General features: G+C 45.5%; 19 protein-coding genes. 15 read left to right on the top strand and 4 right to left on the bottom strand.

All coding sequences use genetic code 11. The features are described from left to right. Positions 1-61: 61 nt before the first annotated feature. Both ACAW87_RS25175 and ACAW87_RS25170 read left to right on the top strand, forming a co-directional pair. Entirely contained in the window at positions 62-493 is a 432-nt protein-coding gene (locus tag ACAW87_RS25175; RefSeq protein ID WP_370726434.1) for a BLUF domain-containing protein, read from the top strand. Between the two features lie 61 nt (positions 494-554). After that, positions 555-833, top strand: a complete 279-nt coding sequence (locus tag ACAW87_RS25170; protein WP_370726432.1) for a hypothetical protein — start codon at positions 555-557, stop codon at positions 831-833. A gap of 237 nt (positions 834-1070) precedes the next feature. On the opposite strand, the gene ACAW87_RS25165 is transcribed toward ACAW87_RS25170, so the two are convergent. Beyond that, positions 1071-1619: a DoxX family membrane protein gene (locus tag ACAW87_RS25165; RefSeq protein WP_370726431.1), complete on the bottom strand. Its 549-nt coding sequence runs from the start codon at positions 1617-1619 to the stop codon at positions 1071-1073. 202 nt (positions 1620-1821) lie between these two features. On the opposite strand from ACAW87_RS25165, the gene ACAW87_RS25160 reads away from it, so the two are divergent. The 3 genes from ACAW87_RS25160 to ACAW87_RS25150 all read left to right on the top strand — a co-directional run bounded on the left by ACAW87_RS25160 (position 1822) and on the right by ACAW87_RS25150 (position 6975). Next, positions 1822-2358 carry an RNA polymerase sigma factor gene (locus tag ACAW87_RS25160; protein ID WP_370726430.1) on the top strand — a complete coding sequence of 179 codons (537 nt, stop codon included), beginning with the start codon at positions 1822-1824 and terminating at the stop codon, positions 2356-2358. Positions 2359-3188: 830 nt separating this feature from the next. Continuing rightward, on the top strand, positions 3189-6245 hold the full coding sequence (locus tag ACAW87_RS25155) for a DNA methyltransferase (protein ID WP_370726429.1): 3057 nt from the start codon (positions 3189-3191) through the stop codon (positions 6243-6245). Next, entirely contained in the window at positions 6235-6975 is a 741-nt protein-coding gene (locus ACAW87_RS25150; protein WP_370726428.1) for a hypothetical protein, read from the top strand. The genes ACAW87_RS25155 and ACAW87_RS25150 overlap by 11 nt, the downstream gene beginning before the upstream one ends. A 37-nt stretch (positions 6976-7012) precedes the next feature. On the opposite strand, the gene ACAW87_RS25145 is transcribed toward ACAW87_RS25150, so the two are convergent. The 3 genes from ACAW87_RS25145 to ACAW87_RS25135 form a co-directional block, all read right to left on the bottom strand. Continuing rightward, complete coding sequence (locus ACAW87_RS25145) at positions 7013-7888, bottom strand: SIR2 family protein (protein ID WP_370726427.1); 876 nt, start codon at positions 7886-7888, stop codon at positions 7013-7015. Beyond that, positions 7885-8901 carry a ParA family protein gene (locus ACAW87_RS25140; RefSeq protein WP_370726426.1) on the bottom strand — a complete coding sequence of 339 codons (1017 nt, stop codon included), beginning with the start codon at positions 8899-8901 and terminating at the stop codon, positions 7885-7887. Before ACAW87_RS25140 ends, ACAW87_RS25145 begins: the two co-directional genes overlap by 4 nt. Before the next feature lie 125 nt (positions 8902-9026). Further along, on the bottom strand, positions 9027-9779 hold the full coding sequence (locus ACAW87_RS25135; protein ID WP_370726425.1) for an XRE family transcriptional regulator: 753 nt from the start codon (positions 9777-9779) through the stop codon (positions 9027-9029). Between the two features lie 121 nt (positions 9780-9900). Here ACAW87_RS25135 and ACAW87_RS25130 point away from each other — a divergent pair, with 121 nt between their 5' ends. From ACAW87_RS25130 to ACAW87_RS25085, 10 genes are all read left to right on the top strand, one after another. Next, entirely contained in the window at positions 9901-10140 is a 240-nt protein-coding gene (locus ACAW87_RS25130; protein ID WP_370726424.1) for a hypothetical protein, read from the top strand. 4 nt (positions 10141-10144) lie between these two features. Then, positions 10145-10468 carry a hypothetical protein gene (locus ACAW87_RS25125; protein WP_370726423.1) on the top strand — a complete coding sequence of 108 codons (324 nt, stop codon included), beginning with the start codon at positions 10145-10147 and terminating at the stop codon, positions 10466-10468. 88 nt (positions 10469-10556) lie between these two features. Next, on the top strand, positions 10557-10766 hold the full coding sequence (locus ACAW87_RS25120; RefSeq protein WP_370726422.1) for a hypothetical protein: 210 nt from the start codon (positions 10557-10559) through the stop codon (positions 10764-10766). Next, positions 10759-11070 carry a CAP domain-containing protein gene (locus ACAW87_RS25115; protein WP_370726421.1) on the top strand — a complete coding sequence of 104 codons (312 nt, stop codon included), beginning with the start codon at positions 10759-10761 and terminating at the stop codon, positions 11068-11070. The genes ACAW87_RS25120 and ACAW87_RS25115 overlap by 8 nt, the downstream gene beginning before the upstream one ends. Before the next feature lie 96 nt (positions 11071-11166). Further along, the gene (locus ACAW87_RS25110; RefSeq protein WP_370726420.1) at positions 11167-11490 is read left to right on the top strand and encodes a hypothetical protein; all 324 of its coding nucleotides are present in this window, start codon (positions 11167-11169) and stop codon (positions 11488-11490) included. 3 nt (positions 11491-11493) lie between these two features. Beyond that, the gene (locus ACAW87_RS25105; protein ID WP_370726419.1) at positions 11494-11922 is read left to right on the top strand and encodes a hypothetical protein; all 429 of its coding nucleotides are present in this window, start codon (positions 11494-11496) and stop codon (positions 11920-11922) included. Between the two features lie 464 nt (positions 11923-12386). Beyond that, positions 12387-13109, top strand: a complete 723-nt coding sequence (locus ACAW87_RS25100) for a hypothetical protein (RefSeq protein WP_370726418.1) — start codon at positions 12387-12389, stop codon at positions 13107-13109. 22 nt (positions 13110-13131) lie between these two features. Then, positions 13132-13488 (top strand): LytTR family DNA-binding domain-containing protein, encoded by a 357-nt coding sequence (locus ACAW87_RS25095; RefSeq protein ID WP_370726417.1) that lies wholly within the window; start codon positions 13132-13134, stop codon positions 13486-13488. 128 nt (positions 13489-13616) lie between these two features. Further along, positions 13617-13901, top strand: a complete 285-nt coding sequence (locus tag ACAW87_RS25090; protein ID WP_370726416.1) for a hypothetical protein — start codon at positions 13617-13619, stop codon at positions 13899-13901. Positions 13902-14016: 115 nt separating this feature from the next. Beyond that, positions 14017-14547, top strand: coding sequence for a hypothetical protein (locus tag ACAW87_RS25085; protein WP_370726415.1), 531 nt, complete (start codon positions 14017-14019; stop codon positions 14545-14547). Positions 14548-15101: the final 554 nt, after the last annotated feature.

The following is a 15101-nucleotide window of genomic DNA, read 5'->3' as shown; positions in this document are numbered from 1 at the left end:
TCCTTACCTTTACTGCTTTCACTGCCCAGCAAGCTCACCCACTTGTTGACCACCGGAACCTATGGAATCATGTATCATCTACTTCAGCCGGGCCGTTGGCCCCTTTGAGGAGCAACTGACGGCGATGCTTGAGCAGAGCCGACGCACCAACGCCTTGCTGGGTATTACCGGCGTGTTCCTCTACGTGCGGGGTAGCATCATCCAGGTCCTGGAGGGAGAGCAGCAGGCCGTTGAGGCCGTTTACCGGCGCATTGAAGCAGATCCGCGCCACCACCAGCTCGAACGCATCCTGACCCGGCCCATCACCCACCGCCTGTTCACGGACTTGAGCATGGGGTATGAGACTATTAACCATTCCCAGCTTGACCAGATAAAGGCGGCTTTCCCCCTGGAGGGGGAGCTACCGCCCGGTGATGAGCCGCTGGTGCTCCGGGTGATTCGCACCTTTTATGAGGCTAATCGCTTCAACCAGATGCCCTTCCCGGCTGCTTAACCTTAAACGAACTAAGGTGAGTTATTTCTAATCAAATTCTGATGGGGGCGGTTAGAGAGGTATGGAAAGCATTCCCAACCAGCCGGAGAATCAACAAAGCCAGTTGGACCGGGCTTATGATCAACAGTGGCAGCATCACCTGGCCTACGAAGCCAGGGCTCGATTAACGCTCCAGGAAAAGCAAAAAGAAGAGGAGCTTCAGGCTTATCTCTACGAGATCAATCTGGCTGATCGGCAACTGCTGGTTTCTCAGCAGCAGCAGGAGCGCCAGGCGCTCTTGCAACAGCACCGGGCCATGCGCATTGCCCTGCGCAAAGGCCATCATCAGGCAGGCTTGTAACGCTACTAGTGTTCGCCTCTCTGAGCCGTTTTTCGACAAGTAGTCAGGCTGTAAAATGACCAGGTTAACCAGTCCTTTTTGAGGCAGCCCGCTGAAGGAGCCGGAATATGGCTTTGGCGTCAAAGGGCTTGTTGCGCCTGGTCTGGTAGTCAGTACCTGGGCAATCTGGGACCGGCAGTCAGTGCAGCTGGCAGCAGCTCAGCTTCACTGACAACAAGCAGAGGTATCCAGTCAGGGCTAGGCCACCTGCAAACTGCGCTCTACCTTAGGCACCGGCCGGGGCAGGGTGCTGCGTAGGCTTTGGGGCTGGGCAACAATGCGTGCTCCCGTCCAGGTGGATGCTAGGACCATACCGGCCGCCACCAGAATGATATCTTTGATGATGTACTGGGCGGCCAGCGTTGGGGCGTGGTTGGTAGCCAGAAAAAGCTCCCCGGGGAAGATCACCAGGGGCGACATGGCCCCTATCATCTGGCCGGCCATCAGCCAAACCCCTACTCTGAGAAAGCGGCCGCTCAGGAAGCAAAGGCCAATGATGGTCTCCAAACCAGCGACAAAATTCATGGCGCTGTGACCCGTCAACAGCCCAAAGGTCAGCACCGTCGTGGTACGGGTCGCCAAATCCTCGATCGGGCTGACACCGGGAAAGAACTTGAGTACCCCGAAACCAATGAAAACCAGGCCCATCCCGATTCGTAAAAGGGCAATGCTATGGGCTACCAGCCAGCGATTGATGGCCGTATCCAGGCGGTCGAACTGGTTGAAGAGAGTGATTAGCGTTTTCATGACGTTGAGGAGCAGTACGCTACACCTACGGCGAAAGCGGCACGATTAGATTGATGTATTATTTTATTTAAATAATACCGTGTCTTGCCCTTGCTAAGCGCATCTTTACGCTACATTTACGTCCTCAGTCTAAGGCTACAGGCCCTATCAGGCTGAAGGTCAAAGCCCCAGACCATATATTTCGGCGCAGTCTTTAACTGATATGCCACTAAGCACTGAGTACAGTGAAGAGACCCTGGTTTGGTTGATACAAAAAGGCGACCAGGCTGCTTTTGGATACCTCTACAAACGCTATCACCGGGCGCTGCTCAGGGTGATCACGCAGCTACTACAAGAGCCTGATCAGGCCGAGGACGTCTTGCAGGATACGTACGTGAAGATCTGGTTGCGCTTTCAACAGTATGATGCCAGCCAGGGTGCGCTGGCTACCTGGCTCTATACCATCGCCCGCAATACAGCCTTGGATAGCTTACGCCAACGAAGAATCACCTATGCTTCTTTCGAGGCTGAACTCGAGGCGATACCAGCGTTAATTCAGGCGGGGCAGGCGATTGATGCCATTGAACTGGCCCAGGTGGTTAGGCGGCATTTGAAACCCCAGCAGTGGCAATTGATTCGACTGGCGTACTGGCAGGGGTATACCCACCGGGAAATAGCGGAACACCTGGCCCTACCGCTGGGCACGGTCAAAACGCGCATCTCAAAATCGCTGCTGCACCTGCGACCAATCTTCCGATAGATCAGGCAGCACGCAGCCCCAAAGGGCGTACGGATCCAGCGTATCCATACGAAGGCATGGACTCCCCCGGCGGTGGAAGTTCCCCTCCGGGAAGGGTTGTCAGCTCCGTGATCAGGTAGGGGGAAAAGCCCGCCAGACTCAGCGTCCGTCAAGGGGAGAAAACAAACAAATCCAATGCAGGGTAGTGGCAAAGGTTCTACCGCCAGGAGTCAGGGAGAGCAAGGTTGATCCCTGCCTAGGGGCGGATGGATACGTTCGTCCCCCAAATAGAGTCGTTTGTCCTCTCTTTACATATATTGAACGACCGTTCTCAGTAGGTTATAAAGGCTTGGTAACCTTGTCGGGGCTAACTTAGACGTGGGTTGAACGATCGGTTAAAACATGCCTAAGGGCTGCAAATAGAGTAAGAAAGAAAGGTAAGTAATTGAAGAACACTGCTAACGTAGATGATGACATTCAAGGCTGAAGTAAATTTATGAAACTAGTTGCAATCAACGAGTTAGATAAGCACTGCTTCGGGACATAGTTTTCAGAAGCCACACGTTCATTACATGGCTTCAAATTTAAAATACGATATATTTTTACCTATTACTTGGCTTTTCGAGTTGTAAAGACGTTCTTGCCAGAACTAGCTGAGTATTAGCGAACAGTAGTATGAGGCATAAAGGAAATACATTCTTTGTCTATATGGTATTTATTGAAACATTTCGAGAACAAAAAACTTTAAATAAGTATATTACAAGATACAATGGGGTAAGAGGGTGAAAAGGAGAGATGTCAAGTGGATTATCTAACTATCATTTAATTAAAACACATTAACAATCAGCGTTTTGAAGAGTAGAGCACTTTTGAATATATTGAGTGAGCTAAATTTATTAGCTACAGATGCTGTTTACTTTAGAGAAAGTAAATCAGTAGATAAATTTAATAATTTCTCTGCTGAGATTATTAAAAAAATAAATATAATACAACCTGATGCATTTTATATATTTAATAATCAGCCATATATTCTATTTTTTGATTTATCAAAAAATGTAGATTCTTTACGAGAAAGAGAAATACATAAACAAGTCTGGTCTTTCGATAACTCTCCTTTAATATTTATAATAAAGAATGATGAAATAAAACTATTCAATGCGTTTGACTTTAATAAAAATAAGCAAGAATTACAAGAAATATTGTTGACGCCAGATGAAAGGAGAAGCAAGTTTTCCTTTTGGCAGTTGCAAAGCGGTGAAAGTTGGGAATGGTTGCAACAAGAGTATTATAAGAACAACATAACAAAAAAGAGAGTAAATCATAAACTTTTTGAAAACATCAAGTCCGTGAGAGAGATATTGATGGATCCAATTCATGATAATCCACTAAATGAAGATAAAGCAAATATTTTAATACTCAGGCTAATTTTTATAAGATATTTAATTGATAGGAATGTTCAATTAGATGAGCAATACATTAGAGGTAGCAGTATAATCGAGCGTAGACGCAGTTTTAGTTTATTGGTACAAGATAGAAACTTACTTATTGATTTTTTTAATGCCTTAAATAGTAAATTAAATGGCGTATTATTTGAAGATGTAGATATAAATATAACAGAATTTCAGGCAGAAGCTCTATCATTCGTTTTTAGTGACGCGAAACATTTTGGCCAAGATTCTTTTTTTAGAGGAACAGATTTTTACTTCGAAATATTCGATTTTAGCATAATTCCTGTTGAGGTCATAAGTGGTATATATGAATCTTTAATCAGCCCAGATACGAGAGATGAGCAATCTGCAATATATACACCTGCATATATAGTCGAATACATATTGACTGAAACAGTTGATAAATATATAAATAATTCCATGACTGCTGAATGTAAAGTTTTTGACCCTGCTTGTGGGTCAGGAATTTTTCTCGTTCAAGCATATAGGAGAATGGTCGATAAAGAGATAGCTACTATCGATAAAAAAATTACAAAAACTCGACTTAAAGAAATTGCACAAAATAATCTATTTGGAATAGATTTAAATGCTCATGCTCTCAAAGTCACATGTTTCTCAATATATATAGCTTTACTAGATTATCAAGACCCCAAAACGATTTTAGATAATTTTGTTTTTCCTGAACTAATAAACGAAAACTTGTTTCAAGCAAACTTTTTCGACTTAGAACATCCTTTTAATAAGAAAATAAAGATAAAATCTTTAGATTTCATCTTAGGTAATCCTCCTTGGAAAAGTAACAAAGAGCTTTACCATTTGAATTGGTTAAAAGGAAGTGGGAATATAACAGGCCGATATGAAATCGCCCAATCCTTCTTAATACGGTCAAAGGACTTCATGGAAATAAATACTGTATCGGCATTGATTGTGACTAGTACACTATTTTATAATGTTTCAGATACCACAAAAGAATTTAAAAGAAAATTTCTGACAACCTTCTGCCTAGATCTTTTCTTTGATTTATCACCAGTTAGAAAGCTAATTTTTGAAGAAAAGAATAGTCCAGCAGCAATAGTATATTTTCGATTGTCTGATGGTAGGGAACACCTTAAAAATATTGTCAAGCATATATCAATAAAATCAAATATATTCCTAAAACACTTTAAAAGTATTGTTATAGAAAAACAAGATTATAAAAATATAAATCAAATATATTTTTTGGATAATGATTGGATGTTTAAGCTAGCTGTGTATGGCGGTCCGCTTGATTTTAACTTTTTAAAGAGATTAAATAGAATCGATTATAAAGTTAAAGATCTTCTGTCGGGAGAGAGGTACGTGAAAGGCGATGGAATCTACAAAGGAACTCCTAAAAGAAATTTTAATTTCTTAGTTAACAAAAGCATAATTGAAACAGAAGGTATTGAGAAATATTATACTAATGTTAACGTAAATAATGTATTAACTGAAAATGACGTTTTTTTGGAGAGTGGCAGGAAAGAAAGTTTATTCGCTGGACATTCAATCTTACTTAAGCACCGTACAAAGGATGAAACTGATATAGTTGTATCGTTTGTAGATCGACCTGTTGTATTTCGACATGGAGTTTATGGTATTACTAGTGAAAATAATATAGATGAACTAAAACTTTTATACGGCTATTTTATTAGCCGCCTATTTACCTATTATCAATTCTTAACATCTTCCGCTTGGGGAGTAGCAACAAGACCCGAAATTAAATTAGATGAATACATCTCTTTTCCATTTTTGAATCCAGCTATGGAAGTTAAAAAAGAGGTGGTAGCCAAAGTAGACACTTTTATATCTCATTTGAAAAATTGGTACAATACATTTGATTTAGGCCAGCCCCCCTTTTCTGACAAAGATTATGAAGTTATTAATTCAATAGTACAAGATATATACAAGATAACTCCTATAGAGAAAAACTTGATTGATTATGTTTATGATGTATCTAGATTCCAATTTCAAGCTAGTAGACAATACAAGTTTTCAAAAAAAGTAAATGGTAATAAAGATTTTCTTGATAAGTACATAAAAATATTTATTGATCAGTTTAGTAATATTTATGAGGATGAAGATTTGAGAATTGATGTTTACCCTTTGAATTATTTTATAGCTATGAACTTTTCATTCTCAAATGATACTGCTTCAAGAGATAAAGTAATATTTCACGTAACAGATACGGATGAGAAAGAGGTATTGAGAAGATTGGCTGAAAAACTAAGTATTTCACAAATAGTTAGTACTAATGATCCCTCTAAAAATTTATATATACAGAAGGATATAAAAGGTTTTGAAGAAAATTCATTCTATATAATAAAGCCAAACGAGTATAAATGCTGGCACAGTGCAATTGCTTGGCATGACGTAGCGGAAATAAGAGATGCCATAGAACAGGCAGAGATCAACCATTTAACAACTGATTCAAATGAATCTTAACGCTTCAACCTTTGTGAAAAGAAGGAGTAACGTCGTTGCAATTACGAATGTTCGGATAAAACACATTATTTGGTACATTATCGAATGCTATCATTTGTTAAAGTTGGATAGTCCTGTGTATAGTAAAGATTGGATTCGTAAGAATACAACTCATAAACCTGAAGATTTTCTTAAGATGGAACTGATTGAGAAATACCTGATACCAAATAAACATATATTGAATTCTAAAACGTCGTTTTTAGAAAATATCTGTTTTAATTATGAGGTTCAAAAAAGGTACATTGATAGTAACGATTCTAGAGAGAAAGTTGATAAAATTGACATTTATATAAGTAAGTTGGGTTTAGCATCTGAGTGGATGGATTTTGAAGAAAATGTATATTTTTCTATTGAGTGTAAAAGAATACTGTTTTTATCAGATACAAAAGCATACATATCTGATGTACAAAAATTTACACAAAGAAATCATATCTCAACACGGTTACCGTTTGAGGGAATGTTAGGATTTATTGAAAATAAAAATCTAAAATGTGTTTCAGTTTTAAGTGAAGTTAATAATATATTACGTACAAGTACCTCAATATCAACTACGAGTTTTCTGATTCCAATTAGTATTCATTCTAACTTTAACGACTCTTTTTTTTCTGTTCATAAGAAAAACTTTGGCAGTAAAGTTGAATTTAGTATTTATCATCTTTTTTTTGATTATACAAATTTAGTGTCAAACTAATTAAGTTTTTTTTACATTTTATTTTGAATAAAAATTATCACCAATCTTGTGAACTTGCAATTTCTGTACGTCTAATATCGACTTGATCAGCTAAAAAAGATAATGAGTCCTGCAAAATAGTGTGAGAACCCCCAGGAGTTAAATAATCTAAAATTTTAATGTGCATAGTTTCTTCTAAGACACTCTTAACAGATGGCGAGGTAGCGGTTTTAGGCAATACAAAATAGTGGTTGCCAGACTCTTGAAATCTATGCCTATGATCTTCTAAAAGTAGTCTAATATCAGGATCATTAGTACCACAGCCTAGAAACAGAAATGTATGTGTAATTAGTAAAGCATCTAGGAATTCATACATTGTTTTATACTTATGTCTGGCTTTGGCATAGGATGCTCTTGTAAATATAAGGTCACCCGGAGATTCAACTTTACCATGAATTTTTAAAATAATCCTTTTATTCATTCTTAATGCTTCTGTGATATTGGTGCTATTATGTTCTTTGACAGTGACAGTACCAGCTGAGGTCGATGAAGCATAGCGATCGTAAATACTATCAAAGTTCGGTGTGATTACTATTTTTGAATCTAGTTTGTATATTAATTCATGAATTTTAGCTGGTATGTAACCAGGAGTTTGATACTCATCAATAATTAAGCTGTTGAAATCCGGATCTCCTAAAGTTTTCTTTAAAATTTCACATGCAGTTAAATAATCATCTTGCTTAATAAGTTTTATTATCTCTCTTTTTATTTTAGCGTCGTTGATGCTATTAGAACCAAATTCTAAAAAACTTTTCCAAGTTTTAGGTCTGCGTCCTGATACATTAACGGAATTTGCAGAAATTCCTGATCCTAAAACTATTACACTCCTTCTAAGTGCAATGTTGTCAACTACACTTTTTGGCCAGCTGATCATATGTTTTCAAGATTCGAAGAAAGTTTGTTAGCTATACTATTGATTAAGTTTCCATATTCTTTCACTTTAGAAAAGTGGGCTCCAACTATTCCATCGTCTTTGCCTAGCTTAAATATTGGAGCATTAGCAGATTGAGAGAATGGTACAAGACTATGTAAATTGGGAACTTCACCTAAATTATAGGACTCAGTAAGAAGTTGGTTGTCTGGATTAAATAAAGGAATTAGGAGCTTCTCTATGGTTGAAGGAATTTGTTTAATAATACGCTCAAAAGCTCCCACAGGCTGACGATGACCGTTTTTTAACTTAGCAATGTATTGTTGGGTAATGTAACCGGCAAATTTCAAGTTTGAAACTATTTCTTTTCCTTGTATTTCGTATGGTTCTTTTTCCAAACCTTTATAATTTTCTAATCCTTTTATAAAAGTGCTTTTCCATTCTTTTAATGTTATTTCAATATTATTTATTGCTTTCAAACTAAAGATATCCGAAGACATAGGAATTAAGAAGTAATCACTGGATAACAAAACTGCACGATTAATAGCGCCTAAAGACGGCCCTAAATCAAAAAATACTAGATCGTAATCTAGTTCTTCAAGTTTTATGAGTAAATCCTTAAAAATATTTGTTGTTCTAAGTGCTCTTGAATTTCCCCTCTCAATCCCATCAAACCAGTCTTTGCTCAGATAGTCTTCAAAGGTTGAAATTTGAGGGTCCCCCGGCAGTAAATCTACTTTGAATTTTGGGCTTCTAATTATAGGTAAAGTTTTATTATAGTACTGATCTTTTTTTCTTAAATGAATGAATACATCATTCAACGTGCCGGATCCCTTATTATATAGTTTTATAATAGCCTCCTCGTCAATCATGTATTGAGTAGAGTTACTTTGAGGATCTGCATCGATTACAATTACTTTTTTGTTTTTATTAATAGAGTAGTGTGCTGCTAAATTACACAGTAGTGTAGTTTTACCTACGCCTCCTTTATTATTAAAAATTGCAATTGATTTCATAGAGAATTGAGGATTTTATTTCACTTTGATCAATTTAAGGAATTTTGTTGCTATACCATTGATTTTTTATAGTTATGTTATTATATTGATTTGAAGTTTATAAAAAACCTAATTTAAGCTGTCTTTTACCGCCTTCCTCGCTTTTGGGTTACTGACACTATATTATAGATCTCATACACTTCCGATAAGCGAAGATCAAAATCAGGGTACGACTCTTTATCAGGATTGGTAGAGACACACGTTATAATACCCTGCTCCACATTGTGATTTGATATTCGCTTGGTCAGGATGCCGTCCTGGTGGACAATGACGTAGTCCTCAAAGCGGTGCAGGTGGAACTTGCTCTTCCAAAGCGTCTTCTCGATGGCACGGCCCACTACGATGTCGCCAGCGCAGATAGCGTCCCGCCGGTCATTATCCATACTGTCACCCCGCACTTCAAAGGCCCGGTACTTCCCTGTATGCCGCTTGGCAACGATGAAGGAGTGCTTGGGAAGCTCCTGGAGAAACTCGGCATCATTATAACCTGAGAGGTAACCCGCATAGGCGAACTGATCAACTAAAGGTATGGTCATCAGGATCTGCCCGTCAGGTAGATCCTGAAACTCACTACCCGCCCAATTTTTCTGTAGTTCACCTTTCGCTGTCATATCGATACGTACAGCATCCGTGAATTTTGGCTCCTTAGGTAATAGGGCTTCAGGGGTCACTTCTAGCGCCTTTGCGATTGCTTGCAAGTCTGCTACCTTCTTTATCGCACTTGTAGAAAGGATTCCGGAGAGTTTTCTAGGGCTAATACCTATAGCTGCCGCGAAAGTGTCCTGATTAAACCCTCTTTCTTTATATAATCTCTCTACTGCGAACTTGTCAATAGTCATTGATAGTCAAGTAATTGCAAACTATTTTGCGTAAAATCGCAAAATAGAGCCTGAAAAACTTGCGACATTTGCGAAATCTCGCAATATTTGTAGCATAGTAACAGCACAAATGTAATGCGAGATGGACACTACACAAACAATTGAGCAGCCAACCGACCTAGGCCTTAGCCAACGGTTGAACAAAGCTTACAAAAGGGTATCGCCCAACCTGCGGGCTTTAGCCCGCCGGGATTTCTGCCAGTATCACGGGGTAACCGATGATAGCTTTCGCTCCAAGCGCACGGGCCAGAAAGGCTACGTGGCTACCGAGTCAGAATGCGAATGGATGGAGGCTTACAAACCACTGATCAATCCGGCCTAATCCTATGAAAACTGCCCTCAATGCCGCTACTCCGGTAGCCTACCCGGTAGCTCCAGCGCTGGATTCAGCCAGTCTCACTGCGTCGGTCGTCTCGCCCGAAGCCGTTGTATCCCTACCCTTGCCCGATCGGGCCACTAAAGAGCACGTTCTGGACGCCATTGCCCTGCTGGAAGCGCACTTGTCGAATCCCGCGCTCAACGTACTCTGTAGCGTAGCCTTGGGCTGGTATCTGGATAGGCTCACCGGGCAGCAGGTGGCCAATCTAAGCGAGCGCATGCAAGGGCTGATCCAGCGCGTAGCCGTCAGTCACCCGGCCCTTACGGCTTAATTCTTGGCCCTTATCGAGCCTACTTATTTCTCACAAAAAAGCCCCGGCCTGTGGACGAGACAGAGCCGGGGCGGAAACCTAATCAAATATGCGCACAAATGTAATCAGGGCTGCCCAAAGCGCCAGCCCCGCCCTAGCCAGCGGCCCCAGCAGCCGACTCACCCAAATCAGGGCCTACCAGCAACTGGCCCGGGTTCGCCTCAAAGAGCGCCTATCAGGCTCTGCCACCAGCGCCACGCTGTATGATCTGCTCATGCGGGATCAGCTCACCTTTATCAAGCTCAACTCCCATGCCTAGCCCGAAGCTCAAGCCCAGCGCCGCCAATAGGCCCTCAGGGCCTGCCCAGGACCACGACCCCGAGATGCAGCTGATTCTGCGCCGGTTGCGCGATCTATATGTGCAGCGCTTGCACTGGCAGGCGGGCAAAAACATGGCCCTCTACATGGCCCCCTACCAGAGCATTAACCCCGAGCGGGTGGAGCATTGGATTGGCAATTGCGAAGACCCCGAAGCCCATTTGCTCTCAGTGCCCCTCAACGCCCTGATCGATCACTACGAGCAAGTATTATGGCTGGCCAAGATCCCCCTGCCTACGGTATGAAGATTCTGGCCCTGCTGCTGATCACTCTGCTGATCGCCTCGCTGCTGATTCCTGCCCTCAGGCAGGCGCTCAAAAACCCCCTGGACAAGCACTTCGATGAGTAGTCCCGCCCCCGCCCCCTACCTGGAGGCCGTTGACCCAAACCTTCAGGCGGTGGCTAGCCAATCCCTGCACTGGCTGCACCTGGATGAGCACACCTGCGAGCTGCGCAGGCGTACAGAGGAGCCCCAGCTGGATGGTTTTGGTAAGCCTGTAACCCAGCTGCTGGGGATGGTCAAGTACGACCCCGATACGGAACTCTATTTGGGCTACGTCCACCCCTGGCAAAAACCGCTCCTGTTGCCCGTGCTGGCCCACTACCACCGGCTGCTGGCCCAGAATGAGCTGATCGCATTCCTCCAATCCGCAAACCGCCTCTAGCAAATGGCTACCTTCCACTCGCTCTTAAAAACCTTTGTCACCCGGCACATCGCCGCCCCTGGCCCGGTGGCCTCCCCCATTCCCCCGGCGGTGCTGGATAGCACCCAAAAGTGGCAGACCCACTTTGTGTGCGGACAAGCGCTTTCCACCGTGCGCCGCCTGATCGATCAGGACATGCTGCGCTGGCTGGATCGCCAGCCCACGTATGTGCCCCCGGCGCTGCTGACAGTTGTCGAGCAGCTGGTGCCCCAGGAGTTTGGCATGATAGAGCTCACCCACGAGGCCTGGGTGAAGATCTCCCACGCGCTGGTGACCTACGAGATTGTCCAGGAGCAGCTGGGGCCGGTGCCGCTGCTGGAGGGTGTGGAGCCCGCCCTGGTGCTGCGCCATCTGGCCTGCGTCCGGCACGTGCCCCGACAACTAATTGCCTAGCGCCAACTGATCGCCTTTTTCACCAGATTCAGTAGTGACCTGTTCATCCCCCGCTATCGCCCCGATCATTGCCCCCCTGACCTCCTAAACCCGTTTCAAGTTCTTCCCTTCTGCCATGAACAACGCTTCCCGACCCCCGCCCTTCCGCTAGCGACCATACCGCTCCCCCAGATCCCGAGGCTGATTGCAAGCAGCCGCTGGATTTACACCCGCTATACCGCCAGAGAATCACCCCTTTAGCGCTTGACCAGACCCTCTGTGCCCCGGCAGCAAAGCCGGGTTTTCTTACCCACCGAAACGCAGTTATTCGGTTAGGAGAGCCTTTGTCCTGGCACAAATGTGACAGAAGTTATTCAATCGTTGCTCAATGTTACGCCTTGGGTTACTCTGATAACGTTAGGGCCCAAAAAAAGCAAAAAACAACCCCGGCCTCATCCGGCCACAAACACGCAACCCCGTCAGCCATGACCATCTCAAACGCGTCCAATCGCCCCCAGCCCCGCGCTTTCTCTCCCCTCAAGTTCAAATCCGACCCCGCCCTAAGCACCTTCCGCTGGGAGATCGATATGACCCAGGACGGCCACAACCGGGTCTCGATGATGGAGGGCTACTCCAAAGGCCAAGGCTTTGAGCTCACCAACAAGGCCGAGCTACTGGTCCGCAAACTGGGCAATCCCCTCTCGCTGTATCTGCCCAAGAGCGATGAGATCCGGCTCTACGAGAATCTGACCCAGCTGCCCTCGGGCCAAACCCTGCGCATTCCCAAGGAGCAGCAAACGTGTATCCTGACCCTGTACCGGAGCGGCTACAAAGCCCACAGCTGGGTGGCCCAGTGCGAGCCCATCCTGACGCATCTGAACGGGATCTACCAGGTGCTCACATCCACGGGCCAGCCGCCCCAGCAGCGCTCGGGCAATGCCCGCAAAAAAGTATGGTTTCCCGAGCTGGACCACTCCAAGTACACCTTTGCCAATCTGGAGCAGTTGCAGCTCTTCTGCCGCTCGATGGTGCCCAAACACGGGGCCGCCTGCATGAACAAGTGGTGGAATGCGCACATGGCTATGCAGCCAGAGCTAGCCCAGCCGGAGCCCACCGGTGCGGCCATTGTGCAGAGTGTGCCCACCACCGGCGAGCAGCAGGTCACCCAAGTGGCTATGCAAGGCTTGTACGCCAAATTCAATCGATAGCTCACGGCTCCTGATCTTTTACATGAGCTCTAGTCCTTCTGCTTTCAAAGGTCTGCCCAGCCTGCACCTGCGTGGGCTGGGCAGACCTTTGCCCATCACTGAGATCATGCGCTTTGAGGCGGCTGACAATTATACCCGCGTTCACGTGCGGGGTCAGCGCTGGCCGCTGGTGTACGGCTACACGCTGCGGGTGATGTGCCAGCGCTTCCCCTTTATGGCCCGGATTACCAAGTCCGTGGCCGTTAATCCCCACCAAGTGCAGGCCATCACCCGGCAGGGTGTTTTGCTTCAGGACCAGGCGCTGGTAGGCCTGTCGCGCTACCACCGAAAACGGCTTCCTGGCGAGCTGGCACGCGCTAAGCAACTGGCTGGCATATAGATAATTACAAGAAAAAGTGTAACTGGCCTCAAGTTATTGTGCTGCATCAAAAGCGGTGATTTAGCTTCGTAAGCTGGTGAGGGGCAAGCCTGTCCGCTGCCAGTTTGCCAAACTCACTCACCCCTTCTATGCCCCGCTCCCTCTCTCCTTCCCCCGCCTTTACCCAGGCTCTCCAGGCGCTCTGCCGCCAGCATGGGTATGATGAATTTGTGGCCGCCAGCTTTGAGCCCATCACGGGTCAGCTGCTGATTGCCGCTGGGCCCATGGCGAATCAACTCACCCCCGCCATGCAGGCGATTCTGGCGGGTTGCCAGTCCATTCGCGCCACCTACCAGGATCGCCACCGGCCCATCGATGAGACGGGAGAGGATGAGGAGGAGGATTACCCCGATGAGCCCTACGACCTGGACTAACCAGGCAAATCGGTCACTACCACGCCAATTACACAGTGGTGACCTGTTTTGCCTCAGTAGTGACCACTAGGTTTACTTCTCTGATCGTAACGCTCTCTTTTCTTTCCTTTTCCCCATGTCCTCTACCGCCTGCCGCAGCCTGACGCTGGCTGTTACGCCCCTGGTCAAACACATCATTCTGGCCTCCACCCAGAATCAAGCCCTGTTTATCTCCCGCGAGCAGCGCAAGCCGTTCAACCCCTACGCGGTCTATCTGTTCACGCTCCTCCAGCGTGAGCGCCGCCACTTTGATACGGCCGTGAGTCCCATGGCGCAGGCGGCGCTGAGCGAGACGATTACGGTCCAGATCCCCGAGTGGCAGCTGCGCTCGGGCTGTATTGAGAGTATCACCCCGGCCAGGGCCATTGCCTTCAGCACGTTCGTGACCAGTACGTTTCGCCAGCGCCTGCGCGAGGAGATCGACCTGCGATTAGAGTTCAGCAAGGGCCTCAGGCAAGCGGCCGAGCGTACGCTGGCCCGCTGGGGCGTGGATGAGGATGTGTACCCTTTGAGCGCGGCGGTTCGCCACTACACCCGTCACCGGGCCGAGCGTAGCGAGACGGGGGAGACGGGGGATACCCCCACCGATTCACTGGCTGTTGCCTGAGAGATACATTTGTTGCGTGTAGTGTGTAGAGGGCCGCTTCGTTGGAGCGGTCCTCTTTTTTTAGGACTAGGGGCTGAAGGGTGGTGGCTCTGGGCTGGTCCAGGTAACGGTATAACAAATCGCACGATTTGTTATACCGGCGTTTTAACGAGCTGGTTCCGTTATACCGGTTGGTTATACCGGCGTTTTAACGAGCTGGTTCCGTTATACCGGTTGGTTATACCGGCGTTTTAACGAGCTGGTTCCGTTATACCGGTTGGTTATACCGGCGTTTTAACGAGCTGGTTCCGTTATACCGGTTGGTTATACCGGCGTTTTAACGAGCTGGTTCCGTTATACCGGTTGGTTATACCGGCGTTTTAACGAGCTGGTTCCGTTATACCGGTTGGTTATACCGGCGTTTTAACGAGCTGGTTCCGTTATACCGGTTGGTTATACCGGCGTTTTAACGAGCTGGTTCCGTTATACCGGTTGGTTATACCGGCGTTTTAACGAGCTGGTTCCGTTATACCGGTTGGTTATACCGGCGTTTTAACGAGCTGGTTCCGTTATAC

The sequence above is a fragment of the Fibrella aquatica genome (assembly GCF_041321135.1).
Taxonomy (GTDB): Bacteria; Bacteroidota; Bacteroidia; order Cytophagales; family Spirosomataceae; genus Fibrella; species Fibrella aquatica.
Note: the sequence above shows the minus strand (reverse complement) of the source record. Positions and strands in the feature narration are given on the sequence as shown.